The 14,848-nt window shown below is 64.2% G+C and carries 15 protein-coding genes; 11 read left to right on the top strand and 4 right to left on the bottom strand.

Going from position 1 to position 14,848, the window contains the following annotated elements; translation table 11 throughout:
• The first annotated feature begins 20 nt into the window (after positions 1-20).
• A complete protein-coding gene (locus tag CUR33_RS12655; protein ID WP_289239873.1) occupies positions 21-677 on the top strand; it encodes a cupin domain-containing protein in 657 nt (218 codons plus the stop codon).
• Here the strand turns inward: CUR33_RS12655 and CUR33_RS12650 are convergent.
• Positions 674-1,900 carry an NADH:flavin oxidoreductase/NADH oxidase family protein gene (locus CUR33_RS12650; RefSeq protein WP_289239872.1) on the bottom strand — a complete coding sequence of 409 codons (1,227 nt, stop codon included), beginning with the start codon at positions 1,898-1,900 and terminating at the stop codon, positions 674-676. The two genes, CUR33_RS12655 and CUR33_RS12650, sit on opposite strands and share 4 nt — an antisense overlap.
• Positions 1,901-1,977: 77 nt before the next feature.
• Here CUR33_RS12650 and CUR33_RS12645 point away from each other — a divergent pair, with 77 nt between their 5' ends.
• From CUR33_RS12645 to CUR33_RS12605, 9 genes are all read left to right on the top strand, one after another.
• Positions 1,978-2,382 (top strand): MerR family transcriptional regulator, encoded by a 405-nt coding sequence (locus tag CUR33_RS12645; protein ID WP_282874460.1) that lies wholly within the window; start codon positions 1,978-1,980, stop codon positions 2,380-2,382.
• Between the two features lie 89 nt (positions 2,383-2,471).
• The gene (locus CUR33_RS12640) at positions 2,472-2,618 is read left to right on the top strand and encodes a hypothetical protein (RefSeq protein WP_167145976.1); all 147 of its coding nucleotides are present in this window, start codon (positions 2,472-2,474) and stop codon (positions 2,616-2,618) included.
• Between the two features lie 38 nt (positions 2,619-2,656).
• Positions 2,657-3,970 carry an NAD(P)/FAD-dependent oxidoreductase gene (locus tag CUR33_RS12635; protein WP_289239871.1) on the top strand — a complete coding sequence of 438 codons (1,314 nt, stop codon included), beginning with the start codon at positions 2,657-2,659 and terminating at the stop codon, positions 3,968-3,970.
• A 135-nt stretch (positions 3,971-4,105) separates the two neighbouring features.
• Positions 4,106-4,615, top strand: a complete 510-nt coding sequence (locus CUR33_RS12630; protein WP_289239870.1) for a sigma-70 family RNA polymerase sigma factor — start codon at positions 4,106-4,108, stop codon at positions 4,613-4,615.
• 1 nt (position 4,616) lies between these two features.
• Complete coding sequence (locus CUR33_RS12625) at positions 4,617-5,648, top strand: FecR domain-containing protein (RefSeq protein ID WP_289239869.1); 1,032 nt, start codon at positions 4,617-4,619, stop codon at positions 5,646-5,648.
• A gap of 122 nt (positions 5,649-5,770) precedes the next feature.
• Positions 5,771-8,233 (top strand): TonB-dependent siderophore receptor, encoded by a 2,463-nt coding sequence (locus tag CUR33_RS12620; protein WP_289239868.1) that lies wholly within the window; start codon positions 5,771-5,773, stop codon positions 8,231-8,233.
• Positions 8,234-8,240: 7 nt separating this feature from the next.
• The gene (locus CUR33_RS12615; RefSeq protein WP_289239867.1) at positions 8,241-8,537 is read left to right on the top strand and encodes a hypothetical protein; all 297 of its coding nucleotides are present in this window, start codon (positions 8,241-8,243) and stop codon (positions 8,535-8,537) included.
• The gene (locus CUR33_RS12610) at positions 8,534-10,129 is read left to right on the top strand and encodes a PepSY-associated TM helix domain-containing protein (RefSeq protein WP_289239866.1); all 1,596 of its coding nucleotides are present in this window, start codon (positions 8,534-8,536) and stop codon (positions 10,127-10,129) included. The genes CUR33_RS12615 and CUR33_RS12610 overlap by 4 nt, the downstream gene beginning before the upstream one ends.
• The gene (locus tag CUR33_RS12605) at positions 10,122-10,460 is read left to right on the top strand and encodes a DUF3325 domain-containing protein (protein ID WP_289239865.1); all 339 of its coding nucleotides are present in this window, start codon (positions 10,122-10,124) and stop codon (positions 10,458-10,460) included. Before CUR33_RS12610 ends, CUR33_RS12605 begins: the two co-directional genes overlap by 8 nt.
• Here CUR33_RS12605 and CUR33_RS12600 read toward each other — a convergent pair.
• Together CUR33_RS12600 and CUR33_RS12595 are read right to left on the bottom strand one after the other, a co-directional pair.
• Positions 10,436-12,442: an alkaline phosphatase D family protein gene (locus CUR33_RS12600; RefSeq protein WP_289239864.1), complete on the bottom strand. Its 2,007-nt coding sequence runs from the start codon at positions 12,440-12,442 to the stop codon at positions 10,436-10,438. The genes CUR33_RS12605 and CUR33_RS12600 overlap by 25 nt on opposite strands.
• A gap of 81 nt (positions 12,443-12,523) precedes the next feature.
• Positions 12,524-13,207 (bottom strand): Crp/Fnr family transcriptional regulator, encoded by a 684-nt coding sequence (locus tag CUR33_RS12595; RefSeq protein WP_282874470.1) that lies wholly within the window; start codon positions 13,205-13,207, stop codon positions 12,524-12,526.
• Between the two features lie 92 nt (positions 13,208-13,299).
• Here CUR33_RS12595 and CUR33_RS12590 point away from each other — a divergent pair, with 92 nt between their 5' ends.
• Positions 13,300-13,824, top strand: coding sequence for an Mpo1 family 2-hydroxy fatty acid dioxygenase (locus CUR33_RS12590; RefSeq protein ID WP_289239863.1), 525 nt, complete (start codon positions 13,300-13,302; stop codon positions 13,822-13,824).
• Positions 13,825-14,057: 233 nt separating this feature from the next.
• Here CUR33_RS12590 and CUR33_RS12585 read toward each other — a convergent pair whose 3' ends face one another.
• Positions 14,058-14,801 carry a hypothetical protein gene (locus tag CUR33_RS12585; RefSeq protein ID WP_160086396.1) on the bottom strand — a complete coding sequence of 248 codons (744 nt, stop codon included), beginning with the start codon at positions 14,799-14,801 and terminating at the stop codon, positions 14,058-14,060.
• Positions 14,802-14,848: the final 47 nt, after the last annotated feature.

Genomic DNA, 14,848 nt, shown 5'->3' with positions numbered 1-14,848 from the left:
ACGGAGTGAAGGGGGCGACCATGCAACTGAATGCCGACTTTAGTCAGCGCGCCTTGATACGTCCGGCCGACAGCCCCTGGGTGGCTTCACCCATGCCAGGGGTGGAGCGGCGCATGCTGGACCGCATCGGCGAGGAGGTGGCACGCGCCACCAGCATCGTGCGCTACGCGGCAGGTTCGCGCTTCAGCGAGCATCACCACCCCGGCGGCGAGGAGTTTCTCGTGCTCGACGGGGTGTTCTCCGATGAACGCGGCGATTACCCCACCGGCACCTATGTGCGTAATCCTATTGGCAGCCATCACGCGCCCTTCAGCCGCGAAGGCTGCACGATCTTCGTCAAACTGATGCAGTTCGATGAAGCTGATGATCAACCAGTGGTGATCGACAGCACCCAGGCGCAATGGCGACCCGGAATGGTGCCGGGCCTTCAGGTGTTGCCGTTGCACCAGCACGGTACCGAGCACGTGGCGCTGGTGCGTTGGGCGCCCGGCACCTACTTCAATGCACACCGGCATTGGGGCGGCGAAGAAATCCTGGTACTCGAAGGCACCTTTCAGGACGAGTTCGGCGACTACCCGGCCGGCAGCTGGCTGCGCAGCCCACACCTGTCACAGCACACACCGTTCAGCGAAGCAGGCTGCCTGATCTGGGTCAAAACCGGGCATTTGCCCGATTAACCCGCTGCCATCAGGCGTTTGTAGTGGCGGGTACGTCGCGCGCTTTTCAGCTGTTCCAACAACAGCGCGCGTAGCGGCGAGACCCCAGCGTGGGTGTGCTTGCCCAGGCTGAGCTGGCGCAGTTGATACTTCACCACGGCCATGTATGCCAGGGAGGCAAACGCCTTGTTCTTCCAACGGATTGCTGGCAGCTCGGCGCTGCTAGGCTGCCCGGCCTGCCATTGTTTCGGCAGCGCTGGGTTGATCGCCAAGGCCGTGGCTATCCCAGCCATGGCCACGCCGCTGGCCAGCACCTGCTCGACCACTGGCAGACGGCGAATCCCACCGGTGACCATCACCGGCATGCTCGCCACTGCGGCAATCTCACCGGCGAACTCCAGGAAGTAGGCTTCACGCGCCAGGGTTCGCCCGTCGCGGGCATCACCCTGCATGGCCGGCGCTTCATAGCTGCCGCCGGACAGCTCGACCAGATCAACCGCCAGCTCATTGAGCAACTGCACCACCTGCTTGGCATCGGCCGCGTCGAAGCCGCCACGCTGGAAGTCCGCCGAGTTGAGTTTGACCGCCACGCAGAAGCTGGGTGCCACCACAGCCCGTACCGCCTTGACCACCTCAAGGAGACAGCGCGCACGGTTTTCCAGCGGACCACCCCAGCGATCGGTGCGTTTGTTGCTGATCGGCGAAAGGAATTGGCTGAGCAGATAACCGTGCGCCGCATGGATCTGCACGCCCGTAAAGCCGGCCTGCTCGGCCAACTGTGCGGTGCGCGCATAGCGCTGAATCAGACTTTGGATTTCTGCTTCATCCAGCGCCTTGGGCACGGGGAACATTTTCGACAGGCCACCCAGCTCCAGCGCGACCGCTGACGGCGCGACGGTCTGCTGGCCAAGGTTGGCCTGCATTTGCCGACCAGGGTGGTTGATCTGCATCCAGACCTGCCCACCTTGAGCGCGGCTGATCCGGGCCCACTCGCGGAATTTATCCAGCTGGCGCTCATCCTCCAGCACCACGCCGCCAGGGCCGGTCATGGCGCGGCGGTCGACCATCACGTTACCGGTGATCAGCAACCCGGCACCACCCTCGGCCCAGGCCTGGTAAAGGCGCAGCAATTCAGCGGACGGACCTTGGCTGGCGTCCGCCAAATTCTCTTCCATCGCCGCCTTGGCAATGCGGTTGGGGATGACAGTACCGTTGGGCAGGTGCAGCGGTTGAAAGGCAGTCATGGCGTACTCCGTGGTAGCAGATGGCGCAAGGCTAAGGTTAAAGTCAACTTTAAGGTCAATAGCCCGGAGTAGTTAGGATGAAAATCGGTGAACTGGCCAGCCGTACCGGGCTGGCGGCGTCGCGCATACGTTTCTATGAGGCCAGTGGGTTGATCAGCGCCCAACGTCAGGCCAACGGCTACCGCCGCTACCCGGAACAGGCGGTGCAGACCCTGGGCATCATCAGCTGCGCGCAGCAAGCCGGATTCAGCCTCGACGAAATCCGCCGTCTGCTGCCGCAAGGCGACTCACAGGGCCTGGCGCACGCGGAGCTGCTGGCCAGCCTGCAGCGTAAAGTCGGTGAGATCGAGGTCATGCAGCAACGGCTGGCGCAGAACAAGGCGCAACTGCTGGGCATCATCGCCAGCATCGAAAGCAAACCCGAGGGCATGCCCTGCGCCGAGAATGCCGAGCGGGTGATGGCGCAGTTACGCGGTGGCTGATGGACGCGCGTAATGTTTAGCCCAACAGCAACCAAGCATGTAAAAAACCGCATTTAACCAACGCATGGCCCTGTGTGAACCTTGTGGCCATGCGCTCTTCTCATGTGTTTTCCCCCGTTCCCCTGCACGCAGCCGCGCCGCGTGACCAGGTCAAACTGCCGCATACCCTGGCGTTCTGGGCGTTGTGGCATTGCCGCCACGCGCGCCCGCCGGATGACTGGACCGCTCAGCCCTGACCCTCTGTCCATTCCCGTCGTCTACCAGGAAGCTGCTTATGAATGCCGCCCTCAAACCTGCAACGCCCGCCGCTGTGCGCTGCCCGTCCTACTACAGCGCCACCCTCAATGAAGAAACCGATTACCCGACCCTGCAAGGCGAGGTCAGCGTCGATGTGGTGATCATCGGCGGCGGTTTTACCGGCGTAGCGTCTGCCGTGGAGCTGGCCGAGCGCGGCCTCAAGGTGGCGATTGTCGAGGCCAACAAGATCGGCTGGGGCGCCACCGGGCGCAACGGCGGCCAGGTCACTGGCAGCCTGTCGGGCGACGCGGCGATGACCAAGCAGATGCGCAACACCCTCGGCGAGGAAGTCGAAGACTTTATCTGGCACCTGCGCTGGCGCGGTCACGAGATCATCAAGAACCGCGTAGAGAAGTACGGCATTCAGTGCGACCTCAAGCACGGCCACCTGCACGCGGCCATGAAACCCACCCACATGCAGGATCTAGAAGCCACCTACGCCGAAGCGCAGCGTCGCGGCATGGGCGCTGACGTGACCCTGCTCGACCGCGCCGGCGTGCGCAGCCACCTGGCCAGCGACCTGTACAGCGGCGCACTGAAGAACACCCGCAATATGCACCTGCACCCGCTGAACCTGTGCATCGGTGAGGCCAAGGCCGCCGCCAGCCTGGGCGCGCTGATTTTCGAACACTCCGAAGTGCTGGAGATCATCCACGGCGCCAAGCCGGCGGTAGTCACCGCCCAAGGCCGAATCAATGCCAAGCAGGTGCTGCTGGCTGGCGACGTGTACCACAAGCTGGAGCCGAAAAAGCTCAAGGGCATGATCTTCCCGGCCATGGGCGGCATCGTCACCACCGCGCCGCTGGGTGAGCTGGCGAAAGAAATCAATCCGCAGGACCTGGCCGTGTACGACTGCCGCTTCGTCCTCGACTACTACCGCATGACCGCCGACGGCCGCCTGCTATTCGGCGGCGGTTGCAACTACTCCGGGCGGGATTCGCGGGATATCGCCGCCGAGTTGCGCCCCGGTATCGAGCAGACCTTCCCGCAGCTCAAGGGCGTCGACATCGACTTCCAGTGGAGCTGCGCCATGGGCATCGTGATCAACCGCATCCCGCAGCTGGGCAAGCTCTCGGACAACGTCTGGTACTGCCAGGGTTACTCCGGCCACGGCATCGCCACCACCCACATCATGGGCGAGATCATGGCCAACGCGCTGACCGGCACCCTGGGTCACTACGACACCTTTGCCGCCTGCAAACACATCAAGGTGCCGTTGGGCGATGTGTTCGGCAACCCGATGCTGGCCGCCGGCATGTGGTACTACCAGATGCTGGAAAAGCTGCGTTAAGAACACTGCAGCGCTGACGCGTGAGCGCCGTCCGCTGATCAGCTGCCGGGGCACACGTCACCGGCAGCATTGAGTTTTTAATAATAATAATTATCATGTGCGCCTGAGTAGCCATCCGGCTGACCGGAGCTCACTGTGCCCGCCTCTGAATTTGACCTGTCTACCGACCTCGACACGCTCTACCGCCAGCACCACGGCTGGCTGGAAGGCTGGTTGCGGCGCAAGCTGAACGACACCTTTGCCGCCGCAGACCTGGCTCAGGACACCTTCGTCAGCGTTATTCATTCCGGCCAGGCCAGTGAAATTCGCGAACCCCGGCCCTTTCTGGCGACCATTGCGCGCCGGCTGATTGCCCATCGTCATCGCCGCCAGCGCCTCGAAGACGCCTACCTTGAAGTGCTCGCCAGCCTGCCGGAAGCGGTTTACCCCTCGCCGGAAGAACAGCTGCAGGCACTGGAAACCCTGCGTCAGATCGACAGCGCCCTCGACGGTCTGCCGGCCCAGGTCAAGGAAGCCTTCCTGCTCGCCCACCTGGAAGAACTCAGCTATGCCGAAATCGCCCAACGCCTGGGCGTATCCAGCAGCTCGGTGAAGCAGTACCTGGTGCGCGCCAACCGCCAATACCTGTTTGCCCTGGCCAGCTGAGATGAACGGACAGCACAGCGCGGTTTACCCCAACACACCCGCCAGGCTCTTGGCCGAAGGCCAGCCGATCAGCGCGGCGGTGGCAGACCAGGCGGTGGAATGGCTGACCCTGCTGATGTCCGGCGCAACCAGCGCGCAGGAGCAACTGGCTTGGCAGACCTGGCGCGCGGCCAGCCCCGAGCACGAACGCGCCTGGCGGCATATCGAGGCCATGACCGGCCGGCTCAAGGCATTGCCGGCCAAGAGTGCCTACCAGACACTCTCACCTTATGCGCGACAAACCGCTCAGGCCAGCCGCCGCACGCTGCTGCGTTCGCTGTTCTGGGGTGGCCTGCTGGCCGGCTCCGGGCTGCTGGCCAGCCGCACCAGCACCTGGCAGGAACAGTTGGCCGAACACCGTACCGGCACGGGCGAGCAACGCCGCGTGACCCTCAGCGACGGCACCCGCGTCACGCTCAACACCGCCACGGCACTCGATCTGCAATTCGATGCGCAGACCCGTCTGCTGCACCTGCGCGCGGGCGAGATAATGATCGTCACCGCCGCGGCCCAGGGCCTGCAGCCCGTCGACCCACGTCCGCTGGAGGTGCAAACCGCACAAGGGCGCATCCGTGCGCTGGGCACGCGTTTCAGCGTGCGCCAGGACGACGGCCATACCCAGGTAGCCGTGCAGGAAAACGCCGTGCAACTCCACCCGACCCGCAGTGACCGCGTGCAGGTGCTGCTGGCTGGGCAACGCACCGGTTTCAGCCGCACCCATATCGACCCGCTGCGCCCGCTGCATGAGGCCGACCTGGCCTGGACCCGTGGGCAGATCATTGCCGACGACATGCCCCTGGGCGAATTTATCGCCGAGCTTGATCGCTACCGTCCCGGGATGCTGCGCTGCGATCCGCGCGTCGCCGGGTTGCGCCTGTCCGGGGTGTTCCCGGTGCACGACAGTGATCGCATTCTCGCCACCCTGCCCAGCGTGCTGCCGGTGCAGGTGCGCACGCGCAGCCGCTACTGGGTGCTGATCGAACAGGCCGGCTAAGCCCGCGTCGCAGTGGATAGCCGAGCTCGACGAAAAATAATTCAGCCACGCACTGCCCGATTGCGCTTCTCGCGGCACCTACACAGCAAGAACCTTATTCGCTTTCTGTGCCAGGAGCCCCCATGCACCGTGCCAATCGCCCCGTGACGCCGCCGCGTCACACCGCGCACAACCTCCAACAGCGGCCGAGTGGCCGCCTGCTCTTGGCCCTGGCCTGCAGCCTGGCCCTCCAGCAACTGCCGGGCGTGGCCTTGGCCGCAGACACCGCGCCGGCCCAACAGGAAGCGCAGCAGACCTTCGCCATTGCCGCCGGACCCTTGGCACCGGCGCTGCGCAACCTGTCGAGCAGCGCCAACCTGTTGCTCAGCTTTACCGCCGAGCAAACGGCCGACAAGGTAACCGCAGGTCTTCAAGGCCACTACACCGTGCCCGAAGCCCTGGCGGCGCTGCTGGCCGGTACCGGCTTGCAGGCTGTGCAGGTAGAGGCCGGTGGTTATGTTCTGCGGCCCGCACCCGCGCAAACGAACAACGCAGCGGCCCGCACCGAACTGCCCGCGATGACCATTTCCGGCAAGGCCAGCCGTTACCAGAGCAGCGTGCCGGTGAGCAGCGCCACCCGCTCCGATGCCGACTCGCTGGATGTACCGCAGACGGTCGATGCGGTGCCGGCCAGCGTGCTGCGTGATCGCGGCGCGCGTTCGATCAAGGAAGCCCTGGCCTACACCCCAGGCGTGACCAGCAGCACCGGTGAAGGCATTCGTGAGCAGTTCGTCATCCGTGGCTTCTCGGCTATTTCGGATACCTATGTGGACGGCATGCGCGATGGCGGCAACAGCTTCCGCGACACCTTCAACCTAGAACAGGTCGAAGTGGTCAAAGGCCCCAGCGGCGTGCTCTACGGCCGGGGCTCGGCCGGTGGATTGATCAACCTGGTGAGCAAGCGCCCGCACTCACAAGCGCAAACTGATTTATCGGCCAGCCTGGGCTCCTACGATGCCCGTCGCCTGACCCTCGACGTCAACCAGCCGCTGAACGAAGCGGTACAGGTGCGCATCAATGCCATGGCCGATGAGGGCGACTCGTACCGCGACGAGGTCTGGTACAAGAAGCACGGCCTGGCGCTGGCTTCCACCCTGCGTTTCAACGATGACGTGACCCTCGACCTGCGCGCCCAGCACCTGGCCGATGAGCGCGTGTTCGATGCCGGTATTCCCGGCATCAACGGCAAGCCGGCCGATGTCTCGCGCTCGACCTATTACGGCTCGGCCAATCCCGGTGATAACGACAGCGGCACCAGCGCTGACAGCACCTTCCAGGCCGACCTCAAGGTGGACCTGAGCGACAGCCTGCAACTGCGCAACACCCTGAGCTACCGCACCCTGGACCTTGAACGTAACCAGACCACCATCAACCGCCTGCTACTCAACACCGCCACACCCACCGTGCGCCTGTCGCGCAGCAACTTCGACAGCCAGCAGACTGACCTGGCCAACAAGCTGGAGCTGAGCAAGCAGGTCGAGTGGCTGGGCATCCAGCACGAGCTGATGGTCGGCGCCGAGTACGCTATCGAGGAACGCGACACCCTGTCACGCGGCGGCGACCTGCCCGCCGCCTACAACCTGTCGGTGTACAACCCGGTGCTCAAGACCGTGCCCTACAGCGCTGCCTCCGTGCGCCGCGATGGCATCTATGAAACCCATACCGCCGGCTATTACATCCAGGACCTGATGCGCTTCAACGAGCACTGGGTGATGCTGCTGGGCCTGCGCGAAGATCAGCTGGAGCGCGACTTCGACAACCGCGTCGGCAGTGATTACAGCCGTGATGATGATTACCGCAGCCCGCGCGCCGGCCTGGTCTATCAGCCCAATGACTGGTCGTCCTACTACCTGTCCGCCTCGCGCTCCTACCAGCCAGGCAGCGCCACCGGGGTCATCGATCCGGGCAACGCCATCCAGCCGCCGGAGATCACCACCAGCTATGAGCTGGGCAGCAAGCTGCGCCTCAACGACGGTGCTTTGGAGCTGGGCCTGAGCCTGTTCCAGATCATCAAGGAAAACGTACCAACCCGTGACCCCAGCGACCCCAACGGCCCGTCGCTGTATGTCGGTGAAATCACCGCCGAAGGCGTCGAGCTGTCGGCCCTCGGCGATCTCGGCCATGGCCTGAGCCTGCAGGGCGGGCTCACCTACCTGGATGCACGGGTGACCCAGTCAAACAACACCACGGCACCGGCGATCACCCCGACGCAGCCGGCCACCCCGCTGGAAGGCAAACGGGCGGCCAACGCCCCACGCTTTAGCGCCACCCTGTGGGGCGTCAAAGAGCTGGGTAACGGCTGGCGCGTCGGCCTCGGTGTGCGCCATCAGGGCGATTCCTTCGCCTCGACCACCAACGCCGTCACCCTGCCGGCCTACACCGTGCTGGATGCCGGGCTGTTCCATGAGCGCGGCCCCTGGGCGTTTGCCCTCAACGCCCGCAACCTGGGCAACAAGACCTACTACGAGTCGGCCACCAATGACCTCGGCATCCTGCCGGGCGAACCGCGCTCGCTGCAATTCAGCACCAGCTACCGCTTTGAGTGAGGCCGTCATGCACCTGCGCGATGTTATCCAACCGGCTGCGACGGCCAGCCACGTTGTCGGCCTGTGTGCGCTGGCTTATTTCGCCAGCGCACAACTGGTTGGCCTGAGCGGCCTGCTGGGCTGGTGGGCCGGCATGAGCCAAGGCGATGCGGTGATGCTGGCGCTCATGCTCGGCTTCATTTACCTGTTGCTGTTGCTGCTCTGGGGCTTTTCCCGCGAACGCCGGCGTAACGCCTGGTTGTTGCTCGGCGGGCTGAGCCTGCTGGCCTGGGGCACGCCCCTGCTGCTGCAGGGGCACCCATGAAAACAGGATTCAGAAGCCGCATGGGCGAGCTGCACACCTGGGCCGGCGTGGTGCTCGGCGTCTTGCTGTTCGCCGTATTCTGGACCGGCAGCCTGTCGGTGTTCGATAAGGAAATCGACCGCTGGATGATGCCCAGCACCCGCCTGCACTGGGATGACAGCATGCAGCGGCCGTCGCTGGACCGTGACATTCGCCCACTGCTGGAACAACGCGCCGCCAACGCGCCCGTCTGGACCATCATCCTGCCCCTGGAACGCACACCGTTTCTGACCCTGACTTACGGCAGCGAAGAGTCGCGCAAGAGCAGCCGCGACCTGTTCCACCCGATCACTCTTGAGCCGCTGGCCAAGCCGTTGACCCTGGGTGCCAGTGGCTTTATCTACCCCTTCCACCACAACCTGACGCTGCGCTACAAAAACATCGGCGCCTGGCTGGTGGGCATTGCCGGCATGGCCATGCTCTGCCTGCTGGTGTCCGGCGTGGTGATCCATCGCAAGCTGTTCAGCGAGTTCTTCACCCTGCGCCTGCACCGCGCCTTCGGCCGCAGCACCCTGGATGTGCATAACGTCGCCGGCGTGGCGCTGCTGCCGTTCCACCTGCTGATCACCCTGTCCGGGCTGATCGTCGCCTTCGCCATCTACTACCCGGATGCGCCGCAGCACACCTACCGCGAGCAGGTGCAAAGCGGCGTCAGCGCCGAACGCGCTTTCCTCGGCGAAGCACTCGGTCGCATCCGCCTGCGGGCCGCCAAGCAGCCGGGAGAACTGGCGCCGCTGGAGCTCATGGTGACCAAGGCTGAACAACACTGGGGACGGGGCTCGGTGTACCTGCTGCGGGTCAACAACCCCAAGGATGCCAACGGCAATGTGCTGCTGCGCCGCACCAGCCACAGCAGCGTGACCAAGGACATCGACAACTTCCGCTTTGCCAACGTCAGCGGTGAGGTCATGGGTCGTTTCCAGGCCTCAGCCACGGTGAACACCTGGAACTTCATCGCCGGCCTGCACTACATCCAGTTCCGCCACGACGCCCTGCGCTGGCTGTATTTCCTTGGCGGGCTAGGCGGTTGTGTGGTGATCGCCACCGGGCTGTTCTTCTGGACCCAGGCCCGGCGCAAGAAGCAGCAGCGCCACGGCCATCTCGGCGTCTCGCTGCTGGATACGCTGAGTGTTGCCGGCGTGTGCGGGGTGATTCTCGCCACCCTGGCGTTTCTGCTCGCCAACCGCTGGCTGCCCATGCAAGAGCAGCTATTTGGCCTGGGCCGCGCGCGTGTCGAAATCCTGAGCTTCTATGCCCTGTGGCTCGTGGCGTGCGCCCATGCCGTGTGGCGCGTGATGCAGGACCAACGCCTCGGTTACCTGCACGCCTGGCGTGAGCAGTGCACGGCGATTGCGCTGCTGGCGGTACTGGCCGTTCTAGCCAACTGGCTGACCACCGGCGATCACCTGCTGGCCACCCTGCGCAGCGGCAACGGCCCGGTGGCCGGCACCGACTTGTGCCTGCTCGCTGCAGCCGCACTCGCCCTGCTGGCCGCGCACAAGCTGCGCCGCCGCGTGCCGCAGGAAGAAACGCTGGAGGTCGCCCATGTCTGACGCCGCTCTGTACTCGCTGTTGGCCCTGCTGCTGGCGGTGCTGGGCTTTGCCTGGCTCGCCCTGGCCTTGCCCAACCATTGGCGTCAGGTGCATCAAGGCGTGCAACTGACGGCGTCACGGCAAGTCGCCCTGCGCAGCGGCGCCAGCCTGATGCTCGGGCTGTCATTGCTGTGCAGCCTGGCGGGCGATTCGCCGGCCATGGCCATCCTGCTGTGGCTGATGCTGCTGGGCGTCGCCACGCTGATCGTCGCATTGACCCTGAGCTGGCGCGCGCAATGGCTGGCCCCGCTCTGGCCCGCGCGGCCTCAGACCGAGCGATCGGCCGACTGAGTTGCCGCGCGGCGGGCAGGCGCCGTGCTCGGTGCGTTATCACGGTCATCGACAAACGCCACCGCGGGCGAGCCATCGGCATTCAGCTGATAGATCGCGCTCGGCTGGCCGTTGTCGTTGAACCACACCTGACCGAGCCCCGCCCCATTCCACAGGCGTTCGCCGGCCTTGCTGCGCGAGGGGATGCGCGGCTTGACCTGCATGCGCCGGCGCGTGGTCAGCCAATTAAGCGGCGACCACGGCGCGTAGAGCCAGCGGTTGAGGCGATCGAACCAGTCGAGCAGGCGCGGCGGGAATTCGTTTTTCAGCCCGCTGCTGGTGATCTGCCAAAGCTTCGGCCCGCGCTTGCGCTGGCGAATCAGCACCTCGTAGACAAATGAGTAATGCACATCGCCGGAGAGAATCACGTAGTTACCCGGCGTGCGCGAGTGGCGGAAGATGTTCAGCATCACCTGCGCTGCGCCCCGGTGGGCCATCCAGTTTTCGGCGTCGACCATCAGCGGATGGCCGGCCCAGCTGAAGACCTTCTGGATGGTCTCGATCAGCTTGACGCCGAACATCGGCGCGGGGGAGACGATGATCGCCGCCGGATGATCCAGCAGCTCCTGCTGAAACTCGCACAGCGCTTCCCAATCCAGCAGGCCGGACGGCCGCTTGAGGTTGCGCTCGCTGCGCCAGCGCCGCGTACGGGTGTCGAGCACCACCAGCGCCGGGCTGCTCGGCAGGACGAATTGCCACTGGTGAAAACTCAGCAAGGTGTCGATCAGCGAATCCTGCGGCTCACTGTCCATGTGGTTTGCAGCATCGCGGCCCTCGGTCATCGCGCGGATCATCTGTAGCGGCTCAGCAAACACATCCGGGTTATTGCCCCAACCCTGGCACAGCAAGTAGGCGATCAGCGCATTGCCGATGATGCGTTTGGAAAACGGGTGGCCGTAGGCCGTCTCTTCCCACTGCGCGGAGAGGTTCCAGTCATCGGTGATGTCGTGATCATCAAAGATCATCAGCGTCGGCAAGTGGGCGAGGGCACGGGCGACCTGGCCCAGGCCACCGCGAAAGGCTTCAATGCGCTCACGCTCGGCTTGATAACGCGGCACTTCCTCGGCGCTGAGCGCCGGCATTTCCGCATCCAGCAACGTCCAGGGCGTCGGCGACCAGACCAGCAGGTACATGGCCAACACTTCGGCGCAGGTCACCAGGTGGTTGTCGGCGCTGCTGGTGGTGAACACCGGTTTTTCCACGCCGCCGAAGAAGCGCTCGCGCAGGGTTTCGTTGCTCTTCAGCGCCGGCAGTAGTTCGGCGCGCTGGTAGTAGCTGGCCGGGTGCTGGTACAGCGCCGTGCTGTCATCGACCACCGCGCCTTCCAGGTGCTCGCCGAACAGGCCGAGACGCTCAATCACCTGATGAATCGCACGCAGCATCGGTCCGCTGACATCATCGGCGTAGATCTGATCGCCACTCATCAGCAGCAAGGCCGGGCGCTGCTCGGGGGCATGCGCTTCGGCCAGCAGACGGTCGGCGCAAAGCAAACCATCGGCCGCCGGGTGATGCGGCTTGCGGCAAGAGCCGTGCAGGAGATGATCCAGCTGCGCGCGCAGCACAAAATTCGCCTGGGTCGCGCCGTCGTACAGCAAGTGCGGCGCCCAGTCGGCGATACCCAGCGCGGCCTGATCCGGCTGTTCGATCAGCAGGTCGTAATCAATCTGCACATCGCAGGGCAGCGGCGCTTCCAGCTTGAGGTCAATCAGGTGGATAAACGCCTGCTCGCCAATCTGGATAACCTGGCAGCTGTCACCGTGCAGCGTTAAGCGCTGTGGCTCGGCTGCATCACCATGGCTCAGCTGCAGGGTTAGCGATAAGGGCCTGCTGCCAACCAGCCAGAGCACCAGGCGCTGCGCTTCCATGCGGCGCAGCAGCGGGCCGGCCAGCACCTGGGGCAGGTCAGCGTGGACGGCAGGGAGTGTCTCAGCGGTTATCGGCATCAGTACATCGGGCTCTGGCGGCAAACAGGTCGGCAATAGAGCGCCATTCTGCGCCAGAGGTTCAGTCTTTGCAGCCGCTGCCTACTGCGCCGCCTGACGCAAGCGCGGCAAATCGAGGAGTTCGATCTCGCCATAGGTCAGGCGCAGAATGCCCTGGGCTTCCAGCTCCTTGAGGATCTGGTTGGTGGTCTGCCGGGAAATCGCCAGCATCAGCGCCAGCTGTTCCTGGGGCAGGTGCAGCACCCGGCGCGGCTCGCCCTCGCCATAGTTCTCGGCAATCAGCAGCAGGCGCCGGGCCAGACGCGGGGCAGCGGGCAACAGGCTCATCTCCTCCAGGGCGATAAACGCCAGGCGCAGTTTATGGCTCATCAGCAGGGCGAAATCACGCCAGTACTGCGGTTGCTGTTCGAGCAGCGCCAGCAGCCGCGCCTGCGGCACCAGCAGCAAGGTGGCGGGGCCTTCGGCAAAGGCATCGTGGGTGCGCGGTTGGCCATCAAACAGGGAAATCTCGCCAAACCAGTAGGGTGGCTCGACCAGGGTCAACAGCGCTTCCTTGCCGGTGGCACTGACCGCGCCAATGCGCATGCCGCCCTCGACCACCGCATACAGGCCACAGGGTTTGTCGCCCCGACGAAACAGTACCTGACCGGGTGCCAGTTGCTGCACCTGGGCAGCGGCCAGCAGCGCCTCCTGTAATGCAGCGGGCAGGGCGCTGAACCAGTGGCCCTGACGCAGACGTGCCTGATAGCTATGGCCGCTGTTCATCGACGACTCCAGGCGGTTTGTCGGCTAGCTGACAGAGCGCTGCGTGGGCGTGGGTTCATGCTGGCCACCTGTCTTGCATAAGGAAAATAATAATGAAAACCCTGGTTGATCATCTGGCTCAATACGCGGCCTATCACCGCGACCAACGCAATATTCTTAGCCACTTTATCGGTATTCCACTGATCGTTGTGGCGGTGGCCGTGTTGTTGTCACGCCCTGGCTTCGAGCTGCTCGGCCTGTGGCTGTCCCCAGCCCTGCTGATGGCTCTGGCGGCAGGGGTGTTTTACCTGCGCCTGGACCTGCGTTTCGGCCTGCTGATGGCGCTGCTGCTGGCGCTCAGCCTATGGGCAGCGGCGGGCCTGGCCATGCAATCGACGGCGCTGTGGCTGAGCAGCGGCATCGGCCTGTTTGTGATCGGCTGGATTATTCAATTTGTCGGCCATTACTACGAAGGGCGCAAACCGGCGTTTATCGATGACGTGATGGGCCTGGTGATCGGCCCGCTGTTCGTCGCCGCCGAAGCGGCCTTCCTGCTGGGCCTACGCAAAGAGGTTGAGCACGCCATCGTCGAGCGCGCCGGCCCGACCTGTATCCGCGAGAAGAAAGCCACTGCTTGATCGATTCACGCCTAGAACGTAATCAAGACCTTGCGAGCTAGAGTCCTGCAAGGCGCTACGTATTAACAGCCTCCGGCTGGTCAAAACGGCGAGGAAGCGGAGTGTACTTTTGTACATGAGCACTACTCGTTTCACTCGCCCTTCGGGTCGCGCTAAAGCGCGTTAGCCGCAAGGGCTTTCCGAGCCTGTTTTTAACGCAGTATCGCCGACGCGCAGCAGATCCAAGACAGACCTCAATACATCGCCATCCATTGCGTGGTCAGCGACCGTGTATGGCGATACACGGTGATCGGCGCAAACGGTCGGCCCGAGGCGCTTTGCAGGGCGCTGCTCTGGCTGTTGAGGTCGACCAGCGCGGCCTTGAGGTAATCCCAGCGGGTTTTCAGCTTGCCCACCTGTGGGTCGGCCTTGCCATCCAGTGCGGCCAGCTGCGCATCGACTGACGGCACGATCTTGCGTTCATCCTGGCCGAGGTAGGTGTCGGGCTGCTCGCGGGCAGTTTCGAAATTGCCGAAGTAGGCGCGACTGAGGTACTGCACCGAGAGGTATTCGAGCTTGGCGGACAGTTCGCTGTCAGCCGGGCCGGCCAGCTTGCGGGTTTCCTCAAGCACGCCGAGCAGGGCTTTGCTGAGGTCCTCGGGGTAGCGCCAGGGCATGTCATCTTCACTCGGGCCAAAGGCCACGCCACGGCGAATCTGCACCACCAGTTCCTGATGGGCACTGCGCAGGGCATCGCTGCTTTGCGGCAGGCTCTGCACGGCGGCGGCCAGGGCCTGCAGATCAGTTTCCAGGGCGTCCTGGTGTTTCTTTTGGAAACCCTCACCGCGTAACAGCATCAGGCTGCTGGTAACCCGGCTGGCCTGCACCTGAACCTGTTCCTGGGGGGTAACGGCCTGGGCAAAGGTCAGCGGCGAGAGGCCGGCCAACAACCCGATAACCGCGAGCAATAGCGAGCGAGACAGCGTTATAGAACGCATACGTGGTGTGCTCCTTATTATTTTTGTGAGCAGTGCTGAACGAGGTC

The sequence above is a fragment of the Pseudomonas sp. FEMGT703P genome, from assembly GCF_002786345.1.
GTDB classification, from domain to species: Bacteria; Pseudomonadota; Gammaproteobacteria; order Pseudomonadales; family Pseudomonadaceae; genus Aquipseudomonas; species Aquipseudomonas peli.
Note: the sequence above shows the minus strand (reverse complement) of the source record. Positions and strands in the feature narration are given on the sequence as shown.

What these genes read in the sequence shown, in the direction of transcription:
- CUR33_RS12655 (WP_289239873.1), top strand. Translation starts at nt 21, where the DNA reads ATGCAACTGAATGCCGACTTTAGTCAGCGCGCCTTGATACGTCCGGCC.
- CUR33_RS12650 (WP_289239872.1), bottom strand. Translation starts at nt 1,900, where the DNA reads ATGACTGCCTTTCAACCGCTGCACCTGCCCAACGGTACTGTCATCCCC.
- CUR33_RS12645 (WP_282874460.1), top strand. Translation starts at nt 1,978, where the DNA reads ATGAAAATCGGTGAACTGGCCAGCCGTACCGGGCTGGCGGCGTCGCGC.
- CUR33_RS12640 (WP_167145976.1), top strand. Translation starts at nt 2,472, where the DNA reads ATGCGCTCTTCTCATGTGTTTTCCCCCGTTCCCCTGCACGCAGCCGCG.
- CUR33_RS12635 (WP_289239871.1), top strand. Translation starts at nt 2,657, where the DNA reads ATGAATGCCGCCCTCAAACCTGCAACGCCCGCCGCTGTGCGCTGCCCG.
- CUR33_RS12625 (WP_289239869.1), top strand. Translation starts at nt 4,617, where the DNA reads ATGAACGGACAGCACAGCGCGGTTTACCCCAACACACCCGCCAGGCTC.
- CUR33_RS12620 (WP_289239868.1), top strand. Translation starts at nt 5,771, where the DNA reads ATGCACCGTGCCAATCGCCCCGTGACGCCGCCGCGTCACACCGCGCAC.
- CUR33_RS12615 (WP_289239867.1), top strand. Translation starts at nt 8,241, where the DNA reads ATGCACCTGCGCGATGTTATCCAACCGGCTGCGACGGCCAGCCACGTT.
- CUR33_RS12610 (WP_289239866.1), top strand. Translation starts at nt 8,534, where the DNA reads ATGAAAACAGGATTCAGAAGCCGCATGGGCGAGCTGCACACCTGGGCC.
- CUR33_RS12605 (WP_289239865.1), top strand. Translation starts at nt 10,122, where the DNA reads ATGTCTGACGCCGCTCTGTACTCGCTGTTGGCCCTGCTGCTGGCGGTG.
- CUR33_RS12600 (WP_289239864.1), bottom strand. Translation starts at nt 12,442, where the DNA reads ATGCCGATAACCGCTGAGACACTCCCTGCCGTCCACGCTGACCTGCCC.
- CUR33_RS12595 (WP_282874470.1), bottom strand. Translation starts at nt 13,207, where the DNA reads ATGAACAGCGGCCATAGCTATCAGGCACGTCTGCGTCAGGGCCACTGG.
- CUR33_RS12590 (WP_289239863.1), top strand. Translation starts at nt 13,300, where the DNA reads ATGAAAACCCTGGTTGATCATCTGGCTCAATACGCGGCCTATCACCGC.
- CUR33_RS12585 (WP_160086396.1), bottom strand. Translation starts at nt 14,801, where the DNA reads ATGCGTTCTATAACGCTGTCTCGCTCGCTATTGCTCGCGGTTATCGGG.